This window comes from Micromonospora sp. LZ34, assembly GCF_052981855.1.
The window spans coordinates 1-20,120 of sequence record NZ_JBRIQN010000001.1 but is presented as its reverse complement, the minus strand read 5'-3'; the positions used below and the strand labels follow the sequence as shown (position 1 = coordinate 20,120).

13 protein-coding genes and 1 rRNA gene are annotated in these 20,120 nt (G+C 71.7%); 4 read left to right on the top strand and 10 right to left on the bottom strand.

The features are described 5' to 3' along the window. Positions 1 to 69 precede the first annotated feature (69 nt). From ACVCAH_RS00070 to ACVCAH_RS00055, 4 genes are all read right to left on the bottom strand, one after another. Positions 70 to 1,188: a DUF3068 domain-containing protein gene (locus ACVCAH_RS00070; protein WP_447133947.1), complete on the bottom strand. Its 1,119-nt coding sequence runs from the start codon at positions 1,186 to 1,188 to the stop codon at positions 70 to 72. A 35-nt stretch (positions 1,189 to 1,223) separates the two neighbouring features. Beyond that, a complete protein-coding gene (locus tag ACVCAH_RS00065) occupies positions 1,224 to 2,012 on the bottom strand; it encodes a class I SAM-dependent methyltransferase (protein WP_447133946.1) in 789 nt (262 codons plus the stop codon). A gap of 104 nt (positions 2,013 to 2,116) precedes the next feature. Then, positions 2,117 to 6,442: an alpha-(1->3)-arabinofuranosyltransferase domain-containing protein gene (locus ACVCAH_RS00060; RefSeq protein ID WP_447133945.1), complete on the bottom strand. Its 4,326-nt coding sequence runs from the start codon at positions 6,440 to 6,442 to the stop codon at positions 2,117 to 2,119. 31 nt (positions 6,443 to 6,473) lie between these two features. Then, positions 6,474 to 8,180, bottom strand: a complete 1,707-nt coding sequence (locus tag ACVCAH_RS00055; protein ID WP_447133944.1) for a substrate-binding and VWA domain-containing protein — start codon at positions 8,178 to 8,180, stop codon at positions 6,474 to 6,476. A gap of 263 nt (positions 8,181 to 8,443) precedes the next feature. Here ACVCAH_RS00055 and ACVCAH_RS00050 point away from each other — a divergent pair, with 263 nt between their 5' ends. Continuing rightward, entirely contained in the window at positions 8,444 to 9,631 is a 1,188-nt protein-coding gene (locus tag ACVCAH_RS00050; RefSeq protein WP_447133943.1) for a glycosyltransferase family 4 protein, read from the top strand. A gap of 33 nt (positions 9,632 to 9,664) precedes the next feature. On the opposite strand, the gene ACVCAH_RS00045 is transcribed toward ACVCAH_RS00050, so the two are convergent. Next, positions 9,665 to 9,832 carry a hypothetical protein gene (locus tag ACVCAH_RS00045; protein WP_447133942.1) on the bottom strand — a complete coding sequence of 56 codons (168 nt, stop codon included), beginning with the start codon at positions 9,830 to 9,832 and terminating at the stop codon, positions 9,665 to 9,667. Continuing rightward, positions 9,829 to 11,541: a hypothetical protein gene (locus ACVCAH_RS00040; RefSeq protein WP_447134342.1), complete on the bottom strand. Its 1,713-nt coding sequence runs from the start codon at positions 11,539 to 11,541 to the stop codon at positions 9,829 to 9,831. Before ACVCAH_RS00040 ends, ACVCAH_RS00045 begins: the two co-directional genes overlap by 4 nt. A 429-nt stretch (positions 11,542 to 11,970) precedes the next feature. Here ACVCAH_RS00040 and ACVCAH_RS00035 point away from each other — a divergent pair, with 429 nt between their 5' ends. Continuing rightward, the gene (locus ACVCAH_RS00035; protein WP_447133941.1) at positions 11,971 to 13,743 is read left to right on the top strand and encodes a hypothetical protein; all 1,773 of its coding nucleotides are present in this window, start codon (positions 11,971 to 11,973) and stop codon (positions 13,741 to 13,743) included. A gap of 18 nt (positions 13,744 to 13,761) precedes the next feature. Here the strand turns inward: ACVCAH_RS00035 and ACVCAH_RS00030 are convergent, their stop codons facing one another. Next, positions 13,762 to 14,655, bottom strand: a complete 894-nt coding sequence (locus tag ACVCAH_RS00030) for an FkbM family methyltransferase (protein ID WP_447133940.1) — start codon at positions 14,653 to 14,655, stop codon at positions 13,762 to 13,764. A gap of 60 nt (positions 14,656 to 14,715) precedes the next feature. Here ACVCAH_RS00030 and ACVCAH_RS00025 point away from each other — a divergent pair, with 60 nt between their 5' ends. Continuing rightward, entirely contained in the window at positions 14,716 to 15,942 is a 1,227-nt protein-coding gene (locus ACVCAH_RS00025) for a polysaccharide biosynthesis protein (RefSeq protein ID WP_447133939.1), read from the top strand. Here ACVCAH_RS00025 and nudC read toward each other — a convergent pair. Next, on the bottom strand, positions 15,932 to 16,849 hold the full coding sequence (nudC, locus tag ACVCAH_RS00020; protein ID WP_447133938.1) for an NAD(+) diphosphatase: 918 nt from the start codon (positions 16,847 to 16,849) through the stop codon (positions 15,932 to 15,934). The genes ACVCAH_RS00025 and nudC overlap by 11 nt on opposite strands. A 181-nt stretch (positions 16,850 to 17,030) precedes the next feature. Between nudC and ACVCAH_RS00015 the strand changes: the two genes are divergently transcribed. Beyond that, positions 17,031 to 18,836, top strand: a complete 1,806-nt coding sequence (locus ACVCAH_RS00015; RefSeq protein WP_447133937.1) for a VanW family protein — start codon at positions 17,031 to 17,033, stop codon at positions 18,834 to 18,836. 72 nt (positions 18,837 to 18,908) lie between these two features. Here the strand turns inward: ACVCAH_RS00015 and ACVCAH_RS00010 are convergent, their stop codons facing one another. Together ACVCAH_RS00010 and rrf are read right to left on the bottom strand one after the other, a co-directional pair. Further along, positions 18,909 to 19,748, bottom strand: coding sequence for an NADPH-dependent F420 reductase (locus ACVCAH_RS00010; protein WP_447133936.1), 840 nt, complete (start codon positions 19,746 to 19,748; stop codon positions 18,909 to 18,911). A gap of 147 nt (positions 19,749 to 19,895) precedes the next feature. After that, positions 19,896 to 20,012, bottom strand: a 5S ribosomal RNA gene (gene rrf / locus ACVCAH_RS00005). Between the last annotated feature and the right edge of the window lie 108 nt (positions 20,013 to 20,120).

The following is a 20,120-nucleotide window of genomic DNA, read 5'->3' as shown; positions in this document are numbered from 1 at the left end:
CATGCCCGCCATGATGCGAGACGGGGGTGGGCGGCCGGGAGACCGGCCGCCCACCCCCGTCTCATCACGTCAGCGTCGTTCCACCTCATCGGACGCGGAACGCTGGAGCGGCGCGGTCGTGTCGTCCGACCTACGCGACGCTGGCGGGATCTCGTCGGTGAGCGGAACCTGATGCCCCTCCGTCGTCACGTCGTCTCCGACCCGGTGCCGCGGCGCCGGCGACAAATCTCCTCGGCGGCGCGCCATCAGCAGACCACCGATGATGGCAGCAATGCCGAGGACGGTGAGCGTGATCGGCCCGTACAGCCCGATGGCCTGCAGTTGCAGCCGGCTCTCCCGCGCGCGTTTCAGCGACGCGGCCACCGAATCCGAGGTGCTGTCGAACGTGGCGTCCAGCAGGACCGTCCCCGCCCCGGAATTGGGCACGAGCACCTTGCGCTGGACTTCCCGCACCTTGACGTACGACCCGGTCAGTGGCTCCACCCACACCGTACGCGTGTTGCTGTAGACGACCTTCCCCTCGGTCGCGCCCGGGGCGAAGGTTCCCAGCAGCGCCGCCACCCGCGCGGCGTCCATCTGGAGCGGCTGGCCGGCGATAACCTGCTCGAACCGATAGACCTCGACCCCGTCGACCTTCTCGGTGCCCTTGTAGTGGGCGGGCAGCGCCTTGCGCAGGTCCCGGTCGTAGATCCGGTATTCCTTCTTCTCGGTGTTGAAGGGGAACTTGTAGACCTGGCCCTCGAACTGCACGGCCGCCCGCTCCTGGGCCTCGTCGAGCCACTGCCCGCTCCACGGCAACCCCTCGCCGGAAACCCGGTCGACGGCCAACTCGGCCGCGTACGCGCTGACCTGTTCCTTGAGGTCGGTGCGGTCGACGGTCTGGCCGACCGTCCACACCACCGCAGTCGAGTCAAGGTTCCCGGTCAGGTCCGCCGTCGCCTTCACGTTCGGCTGGACGGCGACGGTCGAGCGCAGGGTGGCCTGGTGGATCTTGATTTCGACCTTGTCGCCGACCTTCTTGGTCTGAAGGAAACGCGCCTTAGGTGCCTCTGCCACCGAGGCCGACCGATCGAGGTCGTACGGAAGCTTCGTCACCGCGGGCGCGACGACGAAGGCCAGGCCGGCGGCGAACATCAGGAGCAGGACACCGAGGCCAAACAGCACGGCACCGATGGCGCGGTGCTTCATGTTTCCTCCCCAAGAGGCCTTAAACTTCGCCCGGTTCATTGGTCATACGGCGGCGAGGTTACTACCTGGTTACTTTGCTGGCGACCCCCAGTCAGCCGAACTTTTTCCGCGTTGGTCGCCGCCGGCCGCGCCTTGCGCAAGACCATGGCGAAGTTCCACGAGCCGACCTCTCGGACAGCCGGCACCCGCACGATCCACCGGGCCCACCAGGGGTGGTACCTGGGCAGGGCGTCGATCAGCGCGACCGCTGCCCGGTTTGCCCGCGCCCACCGGACAGCGTCGGCGATCGAGACGGGGAACAGGCTCTGCCCGTACTGGTTCTTCGGCTCCCGGCCCGTGCGCCGCACGTACCGCCGCGAGGCGCGCTCGCCGCCCAGGTAGTGCCAGGGCGACGTCTCATGCCCACCCCAGGGAGACAGCCACGGTGTGAACGACACGAAGACGACGCCACCGGGCTTGGTGACCCGGACCATCTCGTCGAGCATCAAGGTGGGTTGCGCTACGTGCTCGAGTACGTTCGAGGAGAAACAGATATCCACTGTGGATGGACCGATCGGCAGCGAGGTGCCGCTGCCCCGTACCATGCCCGAGACCAACTCCCCGCCAGCGGAGAACTCCCCGACGTCGGGGTCCAGGCCGACGTAACGGGCACCGGCGGCACGGAAGGCCGCCGCGAAGTAGCCGGGCCCACCGCCGACGTCCAGCACGACCCGCCCCGCCAGATCTGCGTAGCCGCCGACCTGGCGTACCGAATCGTCCGCCAGCAGGCGATAGAAGTAGTCGGGGTCGGACTGCTCCCGCAGGAACCCGCGGAACAGCGTCACCGACCTGCGCAGGGTCGCGAAGCTCCGGGCGCCGGCCCGGGCGGGAGTGACTGGTCGCGGCCCGTCAGGCACCAGCGGGTCGGCCCCTTCGTGTCGGTGTTGGCTCATCCCGGCGTCGTCCCGTCCTCGTCTTGTGCGGTCACGGTCGAGAGTTCTGAATCGGTTTTCCGCCGGCCCGGCACAGGGATGGCCGAGGCGACGACCGCGCCCACCGCCACCAGCATCGCGGCCTGCACCCATGGACCGAACGCCCACTCCTGGCCGTGGCCCTGAAGCCGTCCGGCCACGGCGCCCGCGGTTGCCGCAGCCATCCCGGCGAGAACGACGGCCGGGAGCACCCGGGGCATGAACTGGCGCAGCAGCATCGCGGCGATGCCGATGACCACCGGGAGCACGCCTCCCAGCGCGACTATCAGCCCCACCAGTGCCCCGGCTATCCACCCGTCGTTGGCCTGACCCGTCGTCGGCCCGGCCGGCGACCGCCGGCGTACCGGCCAGACGGCCAGGCAGACCACGGCGAGTGCAGTCAGCGCCCCTATGGCCAGGCCGCCCCGGTACGCGGTGTCCGGTACGAATGTCAGCCGCACCTCAGCAGTTTCGCCAGCGGGCACCACCCACGCCTGCTGCCAGCCGTCGACCCGCGTGGTCGGCAGCACTCGCCCGTCCAGAGTGGCGCGCCAGCCGGCGTTCATGTTCTCGGGCACAACCAGAAGGGCTTCCCCGCCGGCCCCAACGCGCACCGTCCGGTCCGTCGCAGCCCAGTCCACCACCTGCACGTCGCGGTGGCGGGGGGCCGCGCGGGTCGGGCCGTCGGGCGTGAGCCAGGCGTCCTGCGCGACGAACGACTCCGACACCGTCGTCCGCAGGCGGTGCTCGCCGGGCGGTAGGTCCACCCCGTCGGCGGCGACGTCATCGCAGAGGGTGACCGGCAGCGGCCGCCCGGCGGTTATGTCGCCGAGCGTGCCGGCGACCGATGTCTCGTAGCGGACCCCGTCGATCTCCACGGCCGGGCCGGCGCCGCAGGGAACCCGGATCGGAGTCGGCGCCCGTACCGGCCTGATCAGGTCCGCCAGCGCCGGCACCTCGATCTCGGCGATCCCGGCGGGTGCGGGCCACTCGCCCCGCCGGTCCGCCACCCGCACGTCGACCTCGCGGACGGTGATCTCGATCCGATCGGTCCGGACCGGGGTGAACCGCGCCAAGCCGTCCGGCCCGAGCCGCACCACCTGGCTGGCCCGCGAGGTACGCAGCTCGACGACGCGCGGCACCGAGGCGACCGGCCCCTTCGCAGCGCGGATCCGCAGCTCGCCGATGCGCCGAGGTTCCTCCCATGACAGGCGGAGCGTCGGTCGCGGGTCGGTGGTGTCGGCGACCCAGGCCGTGGTCGGGTCCGAGTCGACCGCGGCGTGGGGGGCCACCGCCGGATCGCCGGCCAGCTTCGACGATGCCGACGCGGAGACCATGGCGGCCCGCGGGCTGCCGGTCAGGGGCACCTGCCCGCCAGGCCGCGCCACGGCGGTGAGGTGCACCTGATACCGAGCCGCGGTCGGGGTGCGGAAGAGCCGATCGATGCCCAGCGGCTCCTCGCCGACCCGGGCCAGGAACCGGTCGCACCGGACGGGTGCCGCGTACCGCCTCGCGTCGGGAACGGCCCCGCCGTCATGCCCGTTCGTTGCGCCATCGGCGACGCAGGCGGCGCGCGTGGCCGGCCCACGGCTGAAGGAGTAGGCCGGCGGGGGGCCGGCGTAGTTGGGCAGATCGGCCGGGACCCGCAGCGCTCGGCGAGGCGCCACGTCCGGCACGGAGAGTTCCTGAATGCCGACGCCGCCTTCGTTGCGCCCGCCGGCCACCGCGAGCACGGTCACTCGTACCTTCGTGGTGACGCCCGGCAAGGTGTAGTAGGCGTGGTCGGCGCGGCTCGGCACCACCTCGTGTTCCACGGAACCCTGATCGGTGGTGACGAGAAAGCGCGTCACCGGCCAGCCGACGCCCAGGTCGTCGACGAAGGTCAACCGGATCTCGTTGACCTGACCCGGCGTATCCAGGGCAACCTCGAGCCACTGGCCGACCGGCTCGGTCAACGGCGCCGACCGCCAGGCCGTTCCTGGCTCGCCGTCGATGGCCGCGAACGGCAGGTGGGAGGGTTCAGCGGCGACCAAATTGTCGGCGAAGCTGGCCGCCGTCGACGCGGTCACCGACTCGATCCCTTGGTACGCGGCCACCGTCTGGTGTTCATCCCCAGGGAACGGCACGACATCCAGCGCGACCCGACCCTGTCGCCCAGCCTCGTCCGCGGTGAGGGTCTGGCTCAGATTGTCGTGGACCCGGCCGACGTTGCGCTCCCGACGGCGCAGTCCGTCGGTCACGATCCATTGGTTGGCGCCCTGCCCGAGGCGATCCCCGGCGAGGACTGTCGGCCTGTCGCGTTCCAGCAGGCCCTGTTCCAGCAGGGGCAACAGCGATTCGGGGCCACCGCTGACGGTTGGCACGTCGCCGGCGAGCACGGCGGTAGCCGGCGGCACCGGCCGCCGGACCTCGTACACCTCGATTGCGGGCACGGAGCCAGCGCCGACGTCGACCGGGCTGCTCTGCCGGTCATCCATGCGCACGGCCGGGCCGAACGATGCGACCGGCACCAGGCCGGGCGAGTTGGCCAGCGCGCGACGCAGCACCGCCACCGGCGGCGCCTTCACCTGAGTGCGGTCGAGGTCATGCCGCACCAACAGGTGCCGGTAGCCGGCCCGGGCCAGGAAGTCGGCGAGACCGGGCGAGCCTCGGCCCTGTGCGAGAATCGCCTCGACGGTGTCCATGACGCGGGTGTGTCCCGCCGAACCCAGCGGTACCTGGTGGCGCAACGCCCAGGGCGCCTCCGCGAGCGCCTGGATCGGCTCGTCGACCGTCCGGCCCCACGTGTACTGGCCGAAGCTGGAGGCCGGGACGACCAGGGTCCGCGCAGCGGGATCGTGGGCGCCGAGCCAGGACGCCGCCTGCCGCCAGTGCGCCGGCAGGTCGGACCAGCCCGGACCGGGCCGGAGCTGGCCCAACCATGCGGGTGCGGCGGCTCCGGCGATCAGCAGGAGGACGGGTACGACGGTAAGCCACTGTCGGGCCGCGTCGGAGTCGGTCACCCGCCGGAGGCCCCCGGTAGGCAGTGGGGGCACCGGGCTCAGCGAGCCGGCACGCCCGCGGCTGACGAGACTGCTGTCCTGGAATCGACGGAGGCCAACTGCGACTGCGTGGGCGAGGCCGAGCATGATCGGCAGACGCAGCACCGGCTCGAACTTGTGTACGTTGCGAAGTGGTGCGAGCGGGCCGTCCAGCAGTTCCCGAACGGAGCCGGACAGCGGGCTGTCGAGGCTGCCCACGTACCCGATGGTCATCAGGGTCAGCCCGGCCAGGAAGCCAAGAACCAGGAATTGGCGCTCCGGCAGACTGCGGCGAGCGAGGCCGGCCAGGCCGACCGTCGCCACCAGCGCGGTCAAGACCATAAGAATCGGGTTGTCGACCAGCAGCCAGCCTGCGGGCCACCACGGCTCGCCCTGCACCACGAAGGCGACCCACTGGTTCGTTCCGCGTACCGCCTGGAACAGCGAGGCCACCGCGGTCGTGGTGGTAGACGACTCGATGAAGTCGAGGAAGGGCGGGCTGTACTGGCCGAGCAGCAGAAGCGGCACGATCCACCAGAGCGTGACGCCGGCGACTGCGACGCACCACCACGCCACGAGCCGCAGATGCGCGCGATCCCACCGGCGCGTCAGCAGCCACAATCCCGGCAAGACCAGCGCGGTCAGCACGAGGGCGGCATTGACGCCGCTCATGCACAGGACTGCCAACGCGGACAGGGCCGCCGCGCGTCGGGGAGACCCGAGCCGGCGCACGCCTGCCAATGGCAGCAGCACCCACGGCAGTAGCGCCACGACCAGCATTTCGGCCGAGAGCAGCCCGATCTCGGTGAGCATCCGAGGCGCCAGCGCATAGCCGAGCGCGGCGGCGCACCGCGTCGGTTCGGTGCCGATGTGCAGAACCCGGGCAAGCAGGAGCACCCCGAGGAAGGCGCCACAGAGCAGCGCCGCGCACCAGACCCGCTGGGTGATCCACGGTGGCACGTCGAGCAGCTGGCCGACGGCGAAGAAGGGACCCATCGGAAACAGGTAGCCGTACGCCTGGTTCTGCAGCTCGCCGGAGGTGGCCTCGGGGTTCCACATATGCAGCGCGCGGCCGAGGAAGTCCATCGGGTTGGCGGCGAGATCCAGCTTCGTGTCGAAGGTGACCTCGCCCGGTCGCTGCAGGAACGCCAACACGGTCAGTACGAGCATGGGCAGCGTGGCGACCGGCGAGCCGGCTGCCCGTCCGACCGCATGGGGGATGCTCCCGAGCAGGCGCTGGCGCGACCGCCCGGGATCTCGGGGTGCCGTCACCTCGGCTGGCATGCGCTGGATGGTAGTGAGTACGCGGGCGCGGTCATCGACGGCATTCTGGTGGCAGGCAGCTCAGGTCGGCCAGCGCAGAGAAGAAGATCTTGCGGATGCCGCCTGGCTGCTTGGCGAGGAAGACCCTGCCGCGGGTGGCGGCGGCGATCCCTTCCAGCTCAGCGCGGTCGACATCATCACCGAGGCCGATGAAGAGAATCGGCAACGGACGCCGCGGGTCCTGCAGTTTCGCCAGCTCGGCAAGCAGTTGGTCGCGGCGGATGCTGTCGACGTCCTCGTTCTGCCCGTCCGTCATGATCAACACTAGATTGATCCGGCCCGGCGTCCAGTGCTGCCGGGCCTCGCGGTAGGCGGCGAGAGCAGTGTCGTACAGACCCGTCCCGCCGTTCGGCTTGACCCGCACCTCACCGAGCCGAGCCACCAGCTCCCCGCGCTGCTCCCGCAACGGCCCGACGGGCAGGACTTCCCGGTAGTCGCGGTCACCGTCGATACGGGTAGAGAACACCCAGAGACCGATCTCGCTGCTGTCGAGCAGCAGTCCGGCACCATCCTGGGCGGCCTTGATGGTGGCGGACATTCGGGTCTCGCCGGTGTCCGGCACCCGGGCCGCCATCGATCCCGAGATATCGAGGACGGTCAGGATCCGGGCACTGCGCCGCACACCGCTCCAGCCGTTCAGCAGCTCGGTGAGGGTCTCATCCGGTGGCAGGGCGACGGGACCGCGCACGTCGAGCCGCACCCGGCCGTCGGTGGACGCGCCCTCTGGCGCGGAGCCATTGGCCGTCCGGAAGCCCTGGGCGGCCAAGGTGGCGCGAGCTGACGGGGAGAGCAGCACGTCGAGGAACCCGGTCGCGGCCTCTCGGACCGGGCCCCGTGCGCCGGGCAACACGACGTACGGCAGGTCCAGGGAGGGCACGGCGTCGCCCGGGTACGCCGTGACCAACTTCTTGGCGCCCGCCAGCGAGTTGTGCCGGATCACGGCCTGCTCGGTCGTCGCGACGGCATCCACGCGTTCGGGCAGACCAGCCCGGGTGGGAAGCACCGCACCGGCGTCGGCCGTGACGGTATTCGGTGCGATCCGGCGCATCGCGGCGGCGACGGCGGCGACGGGTTCCGGTTCACCGGCGGCCAGCGCCCGAATCCCCAGCAGGGCCGCGACGCCGGTCGAGTCCTCGGCCGGGTCGGGAATGCCGACCTCGACGTCCTGCGCGTCGGGGCCGACCAACGCGGCCCAGCTGATCTGCTTGGCCGGCCAACCGAGCCGGTCGGCGACCGGCTCGGCCAGCGCGAGGACAACCGGCGAGCTGCCAACCGGGGTACCCCGCTCCGGCACCTCGAACGCCCCGGCCGAACGGGCCCGGCGCAGCCAGAAGGTCGACTCCGGCAGCCAGGCGTCCGGGGCTTGCCCCGCCTCAGGAGTCACCAGGTCCGCCGCCACGCTGACCGACCGGCGGGCCTCCACCGCAATCGAGACGCACGGCTGCCGATCCGCGGCCGTCTTCGCGATCTGCTCGATCGCCGGGGCGACCACGGGCGCGACAGCCAGGCGCACGGGAACCCGCTCGGCGCAGTTGACCCCGTTGGAGACCGAGTTGAGGTAGGCCACGCCCGCCCACGCGACGAGCACGACGATCAACAGCGCGCTCAGCAGCGTCACCGGAGACGCGCCGGCGAGGCGCCGGACCAACGGCGAGCCGCCGACAAGGCGCCGCCACCGTACGGCGCCGTCGCGTCCCATTCGCTGCCACCTCCTGACCCGTGAGCGCTCCGCCCAGATGCCGACGTGCCGCATCTCACCGGAGCGGCCCGCAGAACGCGCATCGGCCGGGCGGCCCGCCCGCGCGCCAGGAACACCCTGCCAAGGTTTTCCGCTGCGGGCAAACCCCTGGTCACGAACGGTCTTCCGGCGGTGGGCGTCAAACGCACCCGTTGCGCCAGCACCTCAGGGAGCCCTAGGGTGACGCGATCGTGAGGGATTACTCACAAGTAGCTAGGAGCAGCGTGGATACCCCCGATACCCCCTCTCGCCACGTGCTGTTCCTCAACTGGCGGGACACCCGCAATCCGGAGGGAGGCGGGTCCGAGGTCTACATCGAGCGGGTCGCGGCAGAACTGGTCCGCAGAGGCCACCGCGTCACCCTGCTGTGTGCGGGCCACGATGGCGCGCCGCAGGAAGAGACGACACCGGACGGCACGCGGATCCTGCGCCGGGGCGGCCGGCACACGGTCTACGCCCGGGCCGCCCTCACCTACCTCGCTGGGCGGCTCGGCATGGGCCGGCTGGGGCGCCGCGGGCTCGGCCGACCAGACCTGGTTGTCGACGTCTGCAACGGCGTGCCATTCTTCGCATCGCTCTACGCCGGCCGCCCGGTGCTCGCCCTCGTCCATCACGTGCATCGCGAGCAGTGGCCGGTGGTGTTCGGCCCCTGGTCCGCCCGGATCGGCTGGTGGATCGAATCGAAGCTGGCCATTCGGCTCTATCGGCACTGCCGATACGTCACCGTATCGCAAGCGACCAAAACCGAATTGTCCGAACTCGGCGTGGCCGCAGACCGGATCGATGTCGTCCCCAATGGCACGCCCGACGTCATCGGTGGATCCACACCGCGCACCACGCACCCATCGCTGCTGGTGCTTGGCCGGCTCGTGCCGCACAAGCGGGTGGAAATCGCGCTGCGCACAGTCGCCGCGCTCGCCACCGATCTGCCGGACGTGGAACTGGTCGTTGCCGGGCAGGGCTGGTGGGAGTCGACGTTACGCGATCTCGCCATCGAGCTGGACATTCAGGACCGCGTCCGATTCGCCGGCTTCATCACCGAAGAGGAGAAGCATGCGGCCCTCGCGTCCGCATGGCTGGCGCTGACCCCCTCGATCAAGGAGGGGTGGGGGCTGACAATCGTGGAGGCTGGCGCGCGGGGCACCCCGACCGTGGCGTTCCGTCACGCCGGTGGCGTAGCGGAGGCGATGGTGCACGGGGAGACCGGCATGCTCGCGGACGACGAGGAGGAGTTCATCGCGCAGGTGCGAGATCTCCTCGCCGACGACGTACGGCGCAAGGCGATGGGAGAGGCGGCGCACGCGCACGCCGCCCAGTTCACCTGGGAAGCTGCCGGAGCACGTTTCGCCAACCTGGTTGCCGAAATCGCGGGAGCGTCCGCCTCGGCAGACCAGCAAAGCCTCCGCCGATAGCGCGGTGGCGCCATCGGCGGAGGCTGCGAAATGTCAGCGCGCGCCGTAAAGCGGCGGAGGCGCCGTATCGGTCTGCTGGGCGACGTCCGCGGAGATCTGCTCCGGCGACGGGCTGAGAGCCGCCCGCAGGCCGAAGCTCCCGAGCAAGCCGAGCACGACCGCGAGGACCCCGGCGGCGACGAACGCGGGCAGATACCTCATGCACCCTCTCCCTTCCGCGAGACTCGCGTGCCGCGGACGGTATCACGGGTCGGGGGTGCGGTGCAGGACCGAAATCCGGCGGCCACCGCCGCCAGGACCGCCGCGGCTGCGAAGAGGTGGGCCGCGGCAACGGGCCACAGCGGGCCGACCGTACTGTCCGGCGACCATCCCGGGTTCTCGTAGAGCGACACGTACTCTCCGCCATGGACAAGCCGGAGTCCGGCCAGCGTCTGCGGCGTGACGGGCAGGCTCGGCTCGTGCCGGACCAGCACCCACCGGACGCCGGTCCCGATCACCGGTGAACCGGCGGCCAGCAGTTCGCGGACCCGCGCCGCTCGCGGGTTCTCGCCGGCCACGACCAGGTCACCGACCCGCAGCGTGTCGTCGGTCAGCACCGGAGCGGGCAGATAGCGCGGCGCAGGGTCGATCACGACTCGACCGGCGTTCCACCGGTAGCTCTGGTATTCGTGGAAGGGCAGGGAGAGCACCTCACCCGGGCGGTCGGCAACCTGCCGGGCCACCGCGTCCCAGTCCGTCGGATAACTCACCGGCCGCAACCGGCCGGCCCCGCCGAAGACCAGATCCGGCAGCAGCGCGACCGGTAGCAGTGCCAGACCCACCACCAGCACCCGCGCGGCGACTCTGCCGAGCCGCGGCACCAACCGGTCAGCCAGACGCTCCGCACCGAGCGCCAACCCGAGCGCCAGCGCCAGCGCGTACGGGATGAGGAACTTGTGCCCGTCGCGCACCAGCCCCGCGCCGGGCACGTGCCGGACCAGGAAGCCCAACCCTTCGGTGCCGCCTGGGAGGACGCCGGCCGCGGCCACTGCGAGCCCACCCACGGCCAACAGGCCCAGTCGGGCCGCCACGCCCGCCGGCCACCGGCGCCACGCCTCGGCGGCGCCCACCGCTGCGATCACCAGCAGCGCGGCGGTCGCCAATGGCACCAGTGGTGAACTGCGGCTCGCCGGCGTGGTCTGGCTGTTCCAGATCCCGCCGGTGCCGAGCAGGGCCACCAGTGAGCCGCCCCAGTTCTCCGCGCGTGCGGCGAAGGCGACGATCCCGGCTGGATCGGACCGGCCATCAGCCGCCGTAAGGACCGCCGCGACGAGCCACGGTGTGTTGAACGCGGCAATCGCGGTGAGACCAACCGCGCTGAACCGCGCCGCACGGACGTACCGACCGGGCAGCAGGGCGGCGGCGACCACGAACGCGATCACTCCGCCGGTCGGGGTGATCGCGGCCGCCGCAGCCGCCAGCAGGAGCCGGGGCAGCGCCCCCGGCCGCCCGGCCCGCACTCCCAACGCGGCCGACACCAACCAGGGCAGCGCGGCGTACGCCAGCAGCAGCCCCCATTGACCCAGCAGCAGCCGCTCCGCCAGGTACGGCGTCCACGCGTACCCGACTGCCGCCACCACCCTGACCGACGGGCGGCTGGTCGGCACCAGCCGGCCGGCGCCGACGGCGGCCGCGTAGATGATCGCCGCAAGCACGAGCCGCTGCACCAGCCACCCCGGTGCGACCTGGGTGGCCAGCGCCACCACCGCGTCCTGCGGCACCGCCCGCGGCAGCGCCTGCGCCGGAGCGATCAACTCCCAATCGAGCGCCTGACGCGGCACGAACACCATGTCATAGCTGAGTACGTACCCGGGGCGGGCCAGCGGCGCCAGCACCAGTACGGTGACCGCCACGGCAACGCCGTGCAGCATCAGCCGTTCCCGCACCGTCCGACCTCTTCACTACGCTTGCTTGACGCGGAGCCGCGCTAGTCGCGGCCACTGTACGCGGCCCGGACGAGGGTGTCCGAAGCTTGGGGACGACAGTTCGCTCGGTCCGGTGGCCGCCGTGCCGTCGCGGTCGCCGGTCGCGGTCGTGGCAGGCCCTCCGCGTACGCCCCGATCGGCGCCGGCCGTCACACCGTCATGGCGGAATCCAGACAGGGATAGGACCAAGGGATTCGATGTCGTGACCCGTTGGTCCGATGGGTGTCCGCTCGCTCGTGTGGCAATCTTCGCGCCATGGCTCTGACAGGACCCGCAACAGCCGATTCGGCGACTCCTCCGTCAGCGGCCGATAGTGCCGGAATCGGCGGGGCCGCGCGGGTCGTCGCATGGGTCAAGACCGATCCTGTCCGCTCTGTGGCTGGCGTGCTCATCGTGATCGGGTTGGCCTGGCGGGCGCAGATCGCCTCGCGGGGATACCTCGCGCAGGACGACTTCGTGCTCGCGGCCCGCGCTGCCGGGTCGGACCTGACCGTTGATTTCCTGCTCAGCCAGTTCAACAATCACCTCATGCCGGCGGGGCTGCTCGTCACGTGGCTGTTCACTCACGCGGCAGGCCTCGCCTACTGGCCGTACGTACTGCTGCTCACGGCTGGTCAGGCGGTGCTCAGCGTCGCCTTCTACCGACTGCTCCGTCTCATCGTGCCGCCGAGCTGGGGTCTGCTCGTCCCGCTGTGCGTGCTCCTGTTCAGCCCGCTCACCCTCGAAGTGACGTCGATGGCCACCACCGGGCTGATGCTGCTGCCAATGCAGGTGGCGATGGTGCTGGCGATGAGCGCCCAGGTGAGGTACGTGCGAACGCGGCAGGCACGTCACCTGGTGACGCTCGCCTTGTCGGTGCTGCTCGGCCTGCTCTTCTTCGAGAAGTCGCTGCTGATCGTCCCGCTCGTGTTCCTGCTGACCGCCTGCCTGTCCGTCACCGGCGGACCCGTCGGCAGCATCATCCGCACGGTCCGCCGATACTGGCCGTCCTGGTTGATACTGACCGTCCTCTCCCTGGCGTATCTCGGGCTCTACCTGTCCCGGTCCCAGTCACCGCTGCCCGGGTCCCGCTCACCCGACGCGGTACTGACCTTCGTGGGCCATCTGATCGGGTACACGCTGCTTCCCGGGCTCCTCGGCGGCCCCTGGCACTGGCTGGACGCTGACGACGGCACGGCGGCCGCCGCCCCGCACGTGTCCGCCCGTTGGCTGGCCGGGGCGGTTTTCCTCGCGCTGATCGTGGTCACCGTCCGGCTACGCCGCTCAGCCCTCCGGGCCTGGGTGCTCCTCGGGGCATACCTGGCGCTGGTCGCGGCTCTGCTGGCGGCGACACGGCTCGGCCTGGGCCTCAGCGCGGTGATGGGCCTGGTGCCCCGTTTCGTCAGCGATGTGGTCGTGGTCGCCGCCCTCTGCATCGGCGTCGCGTTGCTCGGTCTCGCCAATCCAACGGGCGAGACGCCGGCGCGGTCCTGGACCCGGCCGGTGCCGCTGTGGGGCCGTAGGGCTTCCGTCGGGGCGCTTGTCGCCGCGCTGGTCGCCGCGTCGGGCACCGCATGGAGCGGCGCCCAGTTCGCAGATGACTGGGCGGTCAAACAGGGCCGCGACTACCTGCACACAGCTCAGGGCGAGCTCTCCAAGGCGCCGCCGGGAACGGTCTTCTTCGATCAGCCGGTCCCGGAAGGCGTCGTGGCGGCGTTGTCCCGGCCCGACAACCTGCAGTCCCACTTCTTCCGACCGATCCAGCCGCAGCCGGTGTTCGTCACCGAGGCCGAGACCCTGTGGATGTTCGACGAGGCCGGCCACATTCGCTTGGCGCGGGTGGAGGGCACCGCCATCCGGCCGGGCCCGGAGGGGGTCTGGGGGCACTGCGTCGACGGCGGGCAGACGGTCCGGATGCCGCTGACCAAGTGGTTGAGGAATGAATGGGAGCGAGTCGTCCGGATCGCCTACATCAGCACCGGCGATTCCCGCGCCGTCCTTCGCCACGGCGGCGCGACCCGAGAGTTTCAGGTCCGCGGCGGGGAGGTACGCCAGATCTTCCTACTCATGGGCGGCGGTGGCGACACGCTCGAGCTGACGGTCACCGACCGCACCGTGCGGCTCTGCACGAACGAGATCACCCTCGGCAACCTGGTCCCCCAACCGTGACCGCCCGCCTGACGGTTTTCAGCTCGAGTGCCGGTCGTGCCGGAACAGCACGGAGTTGACGTAGCGGGGGCGAGGCGCGATGACGCGCCGGGCGAAGCTCTGCCGTACCCGGGCGACCGTGGAGCGCTGGTGCCCGACGAGATCGAACTCCGCCAGCGGCACCCAGTGGTCCCGTGGAAGCACGTAGGCGCGGTAGCCCCAGCTCTGGAGCAACTCCACGATCGGCTCGACTGGCTGGATCCGCTCCTCGATTTCGACCAGCAGGACCGGCCGGTCCCGCCGGATCGTCTCCGCCGCCCCCCGCAACGTCGGCAGCTCGTGTCCCTCGACGTCGATCTTCATGAACCGCACGTCGGTGAGACTCAGACCGTCGATCGTCACTCGGGACACGGTGATCGACTGCCCGTCGCCGTACTCCAGCGACGAGGTACCCACCGCGGGCCCCGCCTTGGGAAGGAACAGTTCCGCACTTCCCGGACGGTCCGAGGCGACCGCCTCGACCACGCGCACGTCGCTGAACGCGGCCCCGATGCAACGAGCCAGCTGCGCGTTGGGCTCCACAGCGACGACCCGATCGGCGCGCCTGCGGAGGCGCCGGGTCCAGGGTCCGTACCACGCGCCGACATCGACCGCGGTGCCACCGACTGGCACGAAGTCTGCGATTCGGGCGAGCTCCGGCTCGACGCGCGGATACACGCCCCGGATGGCGGCCGCGACGAGCCGCTCGGGCAGCAGGGAAGCGATGCCGGAACTCACCTCGGTCAGCAGACCGTTCGAACGCGCCATGACGCGAGACGTTAGCGCGTCCGCGGGATTGGCGCGCTGGCCGACAGGACAGAGATCGGTCCGGGGCTCGATCGGGAGCCCGGGAGCGAGCCGGATCGGCGGATACCACCGCTGTGCGGTGCTCATTTACAGTGACCGCTGCCGCCGTAGGGTGGCCGGCGGAACGGCAGGCGGACACGGAGCGGTATGACACAGACCACGACGAGGGACTCGGTGGCACGGCGGCTGGGCACCGCGGGTGTCGCCGTCACCATCGCCGCGACACTGACCAACGGACTGGCCTACCTGGTGCCGGTGCTCGCCGCCCGACGGCTGGACGCGGACGATCTGAGCGCACTCGCCACCGCCCTCGGCCTGGTCGCCATCGCCAGCGTGCCCGGCCTCGGTCTGCAACTGGCGGTGGCAGTGCACCACGCCCGGCACGGGCGCTCCGCCACCGGGCGCGCGACGCTGGTCACGACCGCCACCTCCGCCGGGGCGCTGCTCGCCGCCACCCCGCTGCTCACCACGACCCTCCACCTACCGGTCGAAGTTCCGGCGCTGCTCGCGGTCACCACCGCGGCCGTCGTGTTCTCCTCGCGCTGGCTCGGCGAGTTGCAGGGCGGGCAGCAGTTCCTGCGGCTGGCCGTCGGGATGGCCCTGCTCGCCGCCGGCCGCTACGGCGGGGTCGTCGTCGGGCTCGTGCTCGACGCCGGCCTCACCGGTTCGCTGCTCGCGGGTGCGTTGACCGCCGGCCTCGCCCCGCTGGCGCTGGCCCGTCTGGCCCGGCCGTCCGAGCCGGCGCCCCTGGCGGGCCCGGCAGTACCGCCGCTGACCGCCGGCCAGATCCTCGTCGGGTGCGGAGCCACCCTGGCGATGCTCGTCGACTCGTACGCCGACCTGTTCCTGGCCCGGCAGCTGCTCTCGCCGGCGGAGTCCGGGGCGTACGCCATCGGCGCCGTGCTCACCAAGGGCGCGCTCTGGGCACCCCAGGTGGTCACCGTGCTCGCCCTGCCCTGGCTGGCTCGCGGCGACCGCCGCAGCCAGACCGTCGCGCTCACCCTGACCGGGGCCTGCGGGCTGCTACTGGTACTTGCTTCGGCGCTCGCCGGCGGGTTCGCCTTCCGGCTCGCCGGCGGGGCGGACTACACCCACCTCGGCGGCCACGCCCCGCTCTTCGCCGCGATCGGAGCCCTGTACGCGGTGGTGTTCGTCCTGCTCAACGCCCAGGTGGCGGCCGGGGTCCGGTGGCCGGCCGCGCCGCTCTGGGTGGCCACCGCCGGGCTGGTCGTCGCCGCGGTGCTGATCACCCCCCGCAGCATCACCGGCCTGCTGTGGACGGCCCTTGGCACGGCCGTGGTGGCGCTGATCGGCATGGCGGTGACGAGCCGACGGCGGCCGGACGGGGTGCCGGTCGAGGCGGTCACCCCTTGAGCCAGCCGTGCAGCAGGTGGTGGTCGATCGAGTCGGGCCGGCCGAGCGGCCGGCCCGCGGCCGCCCGCGCCCGCAGCTCGTCGCGGGTGAACCAGCGCGCCTCCACCAGTTCCTCCCCGTCGACCCGCACCGCCTCGGAGGCGACGGTGGCCCGGAAGCCGACCATCAGCCCGGCCGGGAAGGGCCACGCCTGCGACCCCTGGTACGCCAGGTCGGTCACCGTCACCCCGGCCTCCTCGGCCATCTCCCGCCGGACCGCGTCCTCCAGGCTCTCGCCCACCTCGACGAACCCGGCGAGCGTCGAGTACGCCCCCTCCGGCGCGCCGCGGTGCCGGGCCAGTAGGCAGCGGTCCGGGGTGCCGGGCGCCTCGACCAGCACGATGATCGCCGGTTCGATCCGCGGGAAGAGCAGCCGCCCGCAGCGGGGGCCGGCGCAGGAGCGGACGTGCCCACCGTCGCGGGGCGTGGTCCGCGCGCCGCAGCTGCCGCAGTAGCGCTGCTGCCGGTGCCAGTGCAGCAGGCCCCGCGCGTACGCCTGCGCGGACGCCTCAGCCGGGCCGAGCCGGCCCACCAGGGTCCGCACGTCGACCGCCGAGGCCGCCCCGGCCAGCCGGACCGCCTCCGCCTCGGGTTGGCCGGAGAGGTCGACGGCGAAGACCGCGGTGTCACCGTCCAGGCCGAGGAAGACCGTCTCGTCGGCGGCGGCGAGCACCCCGGCGGCCCGCTCGGCGGTCAGGCGCACCGGCGCCTCGTCGGCCGTGACCAGGCAGCGGTCCCGCCACAGCGGCAGCACGCCGGTCTTCGGATCGGCCAAAAGGGCGGCGATCCGGTCCGGATCGGTGCGCAGCGGCCCCGCCCGGTCCAGCCAGCCGCCGCCGTACGCCAGGACCACCTCGTCCACCCGCATGCCCATACCGTGTCACGCCCGCCGACGGGCCCGCGCACCGGGCGGGCCCCGGCGACACGCCGGCGCGACACGCGGTGCCGGCGGGCGCGGGGCGCAGACTCCCCGACCGCCCGGGCGTTGGCTACCGTAGGTGTCTTCTGGGGGAACGCTCCCCGCGTGGCACGTCCCGATCGAGGTTGCTGTGACGCTGTACGGCGAGAAACTTCCACCTGCCGACGACCGGCCCACCGTCCAGGTCACCGCGGTCAGTTGGCCCGGTGACGAGCCGGAGGCCGGCGGCCCCGCGGGCGGGCGGCCGCGGCGGCGCCGGGTCCGGATGCTGCTCGCCGCCGGGGTCGCCACCGCGGTGCTGGCCTCGGTGGGCGGCGTCGGCGCCTACGCGTACGCCGGTGACGTGCCGCGCGGCACCACGGTGCTCGGCGCGGAGCTGGGCGGCCGGAGCCGGGCGGACGCGGCCCGGGAGCTCCGCGCCGAACTGGACCGCCGCGCGGCCGAGCTCGCCGCGCCACTGCCGGTACGGGTGGGCGAGCGGACCGCCGAGATCAACCCGGCCGACGTCGGCCTCACGGTCGACGTGGACGCGACCGTGGCGGCGGCGGCCGAGGCCCGGGCGCACCCGGTCGACCGGCTGGTCGGCAACCGCACGGTCCCGCCGGTGGTCACGGTCGACGTGGCCCGGCTCGATGCCGCCCTGAGCAAGGTCGTCGGCGACCAGGGCCGGAAGATGACCATGCCGGCGATCACCTTCTCCGGCACCACCCCCAAGGCGGTCCACCCGAAGCCGAGCCTGGCGCTCGACCCGGAGCGCTCCGCCGAGGCGGTGCGCCAGGGGTGGCTGAGCGGGCAGCCGGTCACCGTCCCGCTGGTCGAGACGCACCCGGCGACCAGCGCCGAGGAGGTGGACCGGCTGGTCGCCGAGCTGGCGAAGCCGGCCGTGTCCGCGCCGGTGAAGATCACCACCGACAAGGGCTCGGTCAGCATTCCGCCGAAGGCGATCGCGAAGAGCCTGCGGTTCACCGCCGACAAGGCCGGCACCCTGACCCCGCAGGTGGACGTGAAGCGGCTGCGCGCGGCGCTCGGGGACGACCTGGCGGCGATCGAGGCGCCGCCGAAGGACGCCCGGATGACCATCTCCGGCGGCAAGCCGAAGGTGGTCGACAACGGCCGGCCCGGGCAGCAGCTGGACAGCGCGGCGCTCGCCCGCGACCTGCTCGCGGTCCTGCCGAAGACGGACGGCCGGGAGATCACCGGCGAGCTGAAGCCGGCGCAGCCGGAGCTGACCGCGGAGAAGCTGGCCGGGCTGGGGATCAAGGAGAAGGTCTCCACGTTCACCACCCGGTTCACCGGCGGCCTCTCCTCGCCGCGCAGCCAGAACATCGTCACCATCGCTAAGGACGTGGACGGCACGGTGGTGCTGCCGGGCGAGACGTTCTCGCTGAACGGCCACACCGGCGAGCGCGGTTACGCCCAGGGCTACCGGGACGCCCCGGTCATCCTGGACGGCAAGCTGGTGCCCGGCGTGGGCGGCGGCACCTCACAGTTCACCACCACGCTGTTCAACGCCACGTACTACGCCGGGCTGGAGGACGTCGAGCACAAGCCGCACTCCTACTGGTTCAGCCGGTACCCGGCGGTCATCGAGTCGACGATCTTCTGGCCAGACCTGGACTTCAAGTTCCGCAACAACACCGAGCACGGCGTGCTGATCGACACCTCGTACACGTCCAGCTCGATCACCGTGTCGATCTGGAGCACGAAGATCTACGACAGCGTGCGGACCGAGTACAGCCCGCGCCGGAACATCACCAAGCCGAAGACCATCTACCTGGAGCCGGGCCCGTCGTGCATCCCGGCGAACGGTATCGACGGCTTCACCCAGGACGCGTACCGGGTCATCCGCAAGGACGGCAAGGTCGTCAAGCGGGAGAAGTTCACCTGGCGCTACGACGCGGAACCCCGCTACATCTGCGGCGCCGAACCGTCCTGACGCCCGCCGGGCGCACGCACGCGGATGCCCCGCCGGCTTGTCGCCGGCGGGGCATCCTTGTCTCGTACGCGCTCAGGGCCGCGCCTGCGCCAGTCCCTGTCGTACGCCGTCCGCGTCCAGGTCCGCACCGTAGACCGGGGTATCGGGCTGCTGGCGCCAGCTCTCGTCCAGCGATCCGCCGTCGACCGGGTCGAAGCCCAGAGCGTCCACCAGTTCCATCACCATCCGCTTGGCCGCGGCGTCGTCGCCGGCCACCGGCAGTGCGATCCGGCCCGCCTCGCCCGCCGGCCGCCCGTACTCCATCAGGTGCTGCGCCATGATCGAGTTGAACGCCTTCACCACCCGGGCGTCGGTGAAGTGGTCGGCGGTCCACCGGCTGGACGTGACGCTCCGGTCCAGCAGGTCGGGGATGTCGCCGTCCCGCTCGGGGTAGTAGTTGTCGGCGTCGACGACCACCTTGCCGGCGAAGGGCTCGGCCGGCAGGTCCGGTACGGCCTTCAGCGGCACCGCCACCACGACCAGGTCCGCGTCCTTGGCGGCCTGCTCGATGGTGCCGGCCGTCGCGCCGGTCTCCTGCGCCAGTTGGCTCAGGGTCTGCGGGCCGCGCGAATTGGCCACCGTGACGTCGTGCCCGAGATCGCGAAGGCGGCGGGTGAGCGTCCCCCCGATGTGCCCGGATCCGATGATGCCGATCTTCATACCCGCTCCCCACGTCGACGAGGCAGGGCCCCGCCACGACGGTACGAGACGCGCCGTCCGGTGGGGGTGGATTCGGCGGATCACCCGGTGGCTGGCCGCAGTGCATCGCCGCAGTTGCTCGCGGTTGGGTGTGGCCGCCGTGCCCGGCTCCGGGCGGTCAGGCTTGAGCCGGGCACGGCGGCCCCACCCTCGTCGTGGTGGGGGTCCATCCATACACCTGGCTGCCACCGTCGGGCGCGCGGGGACGTCGCCTTGGCTGTCATCGTCGCCTCGCCCTCGCGCCCGGAGGTCGCGGTGGTTTCGGGATGGAAACGCATTCAGGGCCACCCCCGAATGGGGGTGGCCCTGAATGGAAAGGTTGTCCGGCGGTGTCCTACTCTCCCACACCCTCCCGAGTGCAGTACCATCGGCGCTGGAGGGCTTAGCTTCCGGGTTCGGAATGTTACCGGGCGTTTCCCCTCCGCCATGACCGCCGTAACTCTATCGACTTATCAAACACCACACTTGTGGGGTGTTCGTTTGTCGGGAGTTGCACAGTGGACGCGTAGCAGCTTTGTAGTCAAGTCCTCGGCCTATTAGTACCGG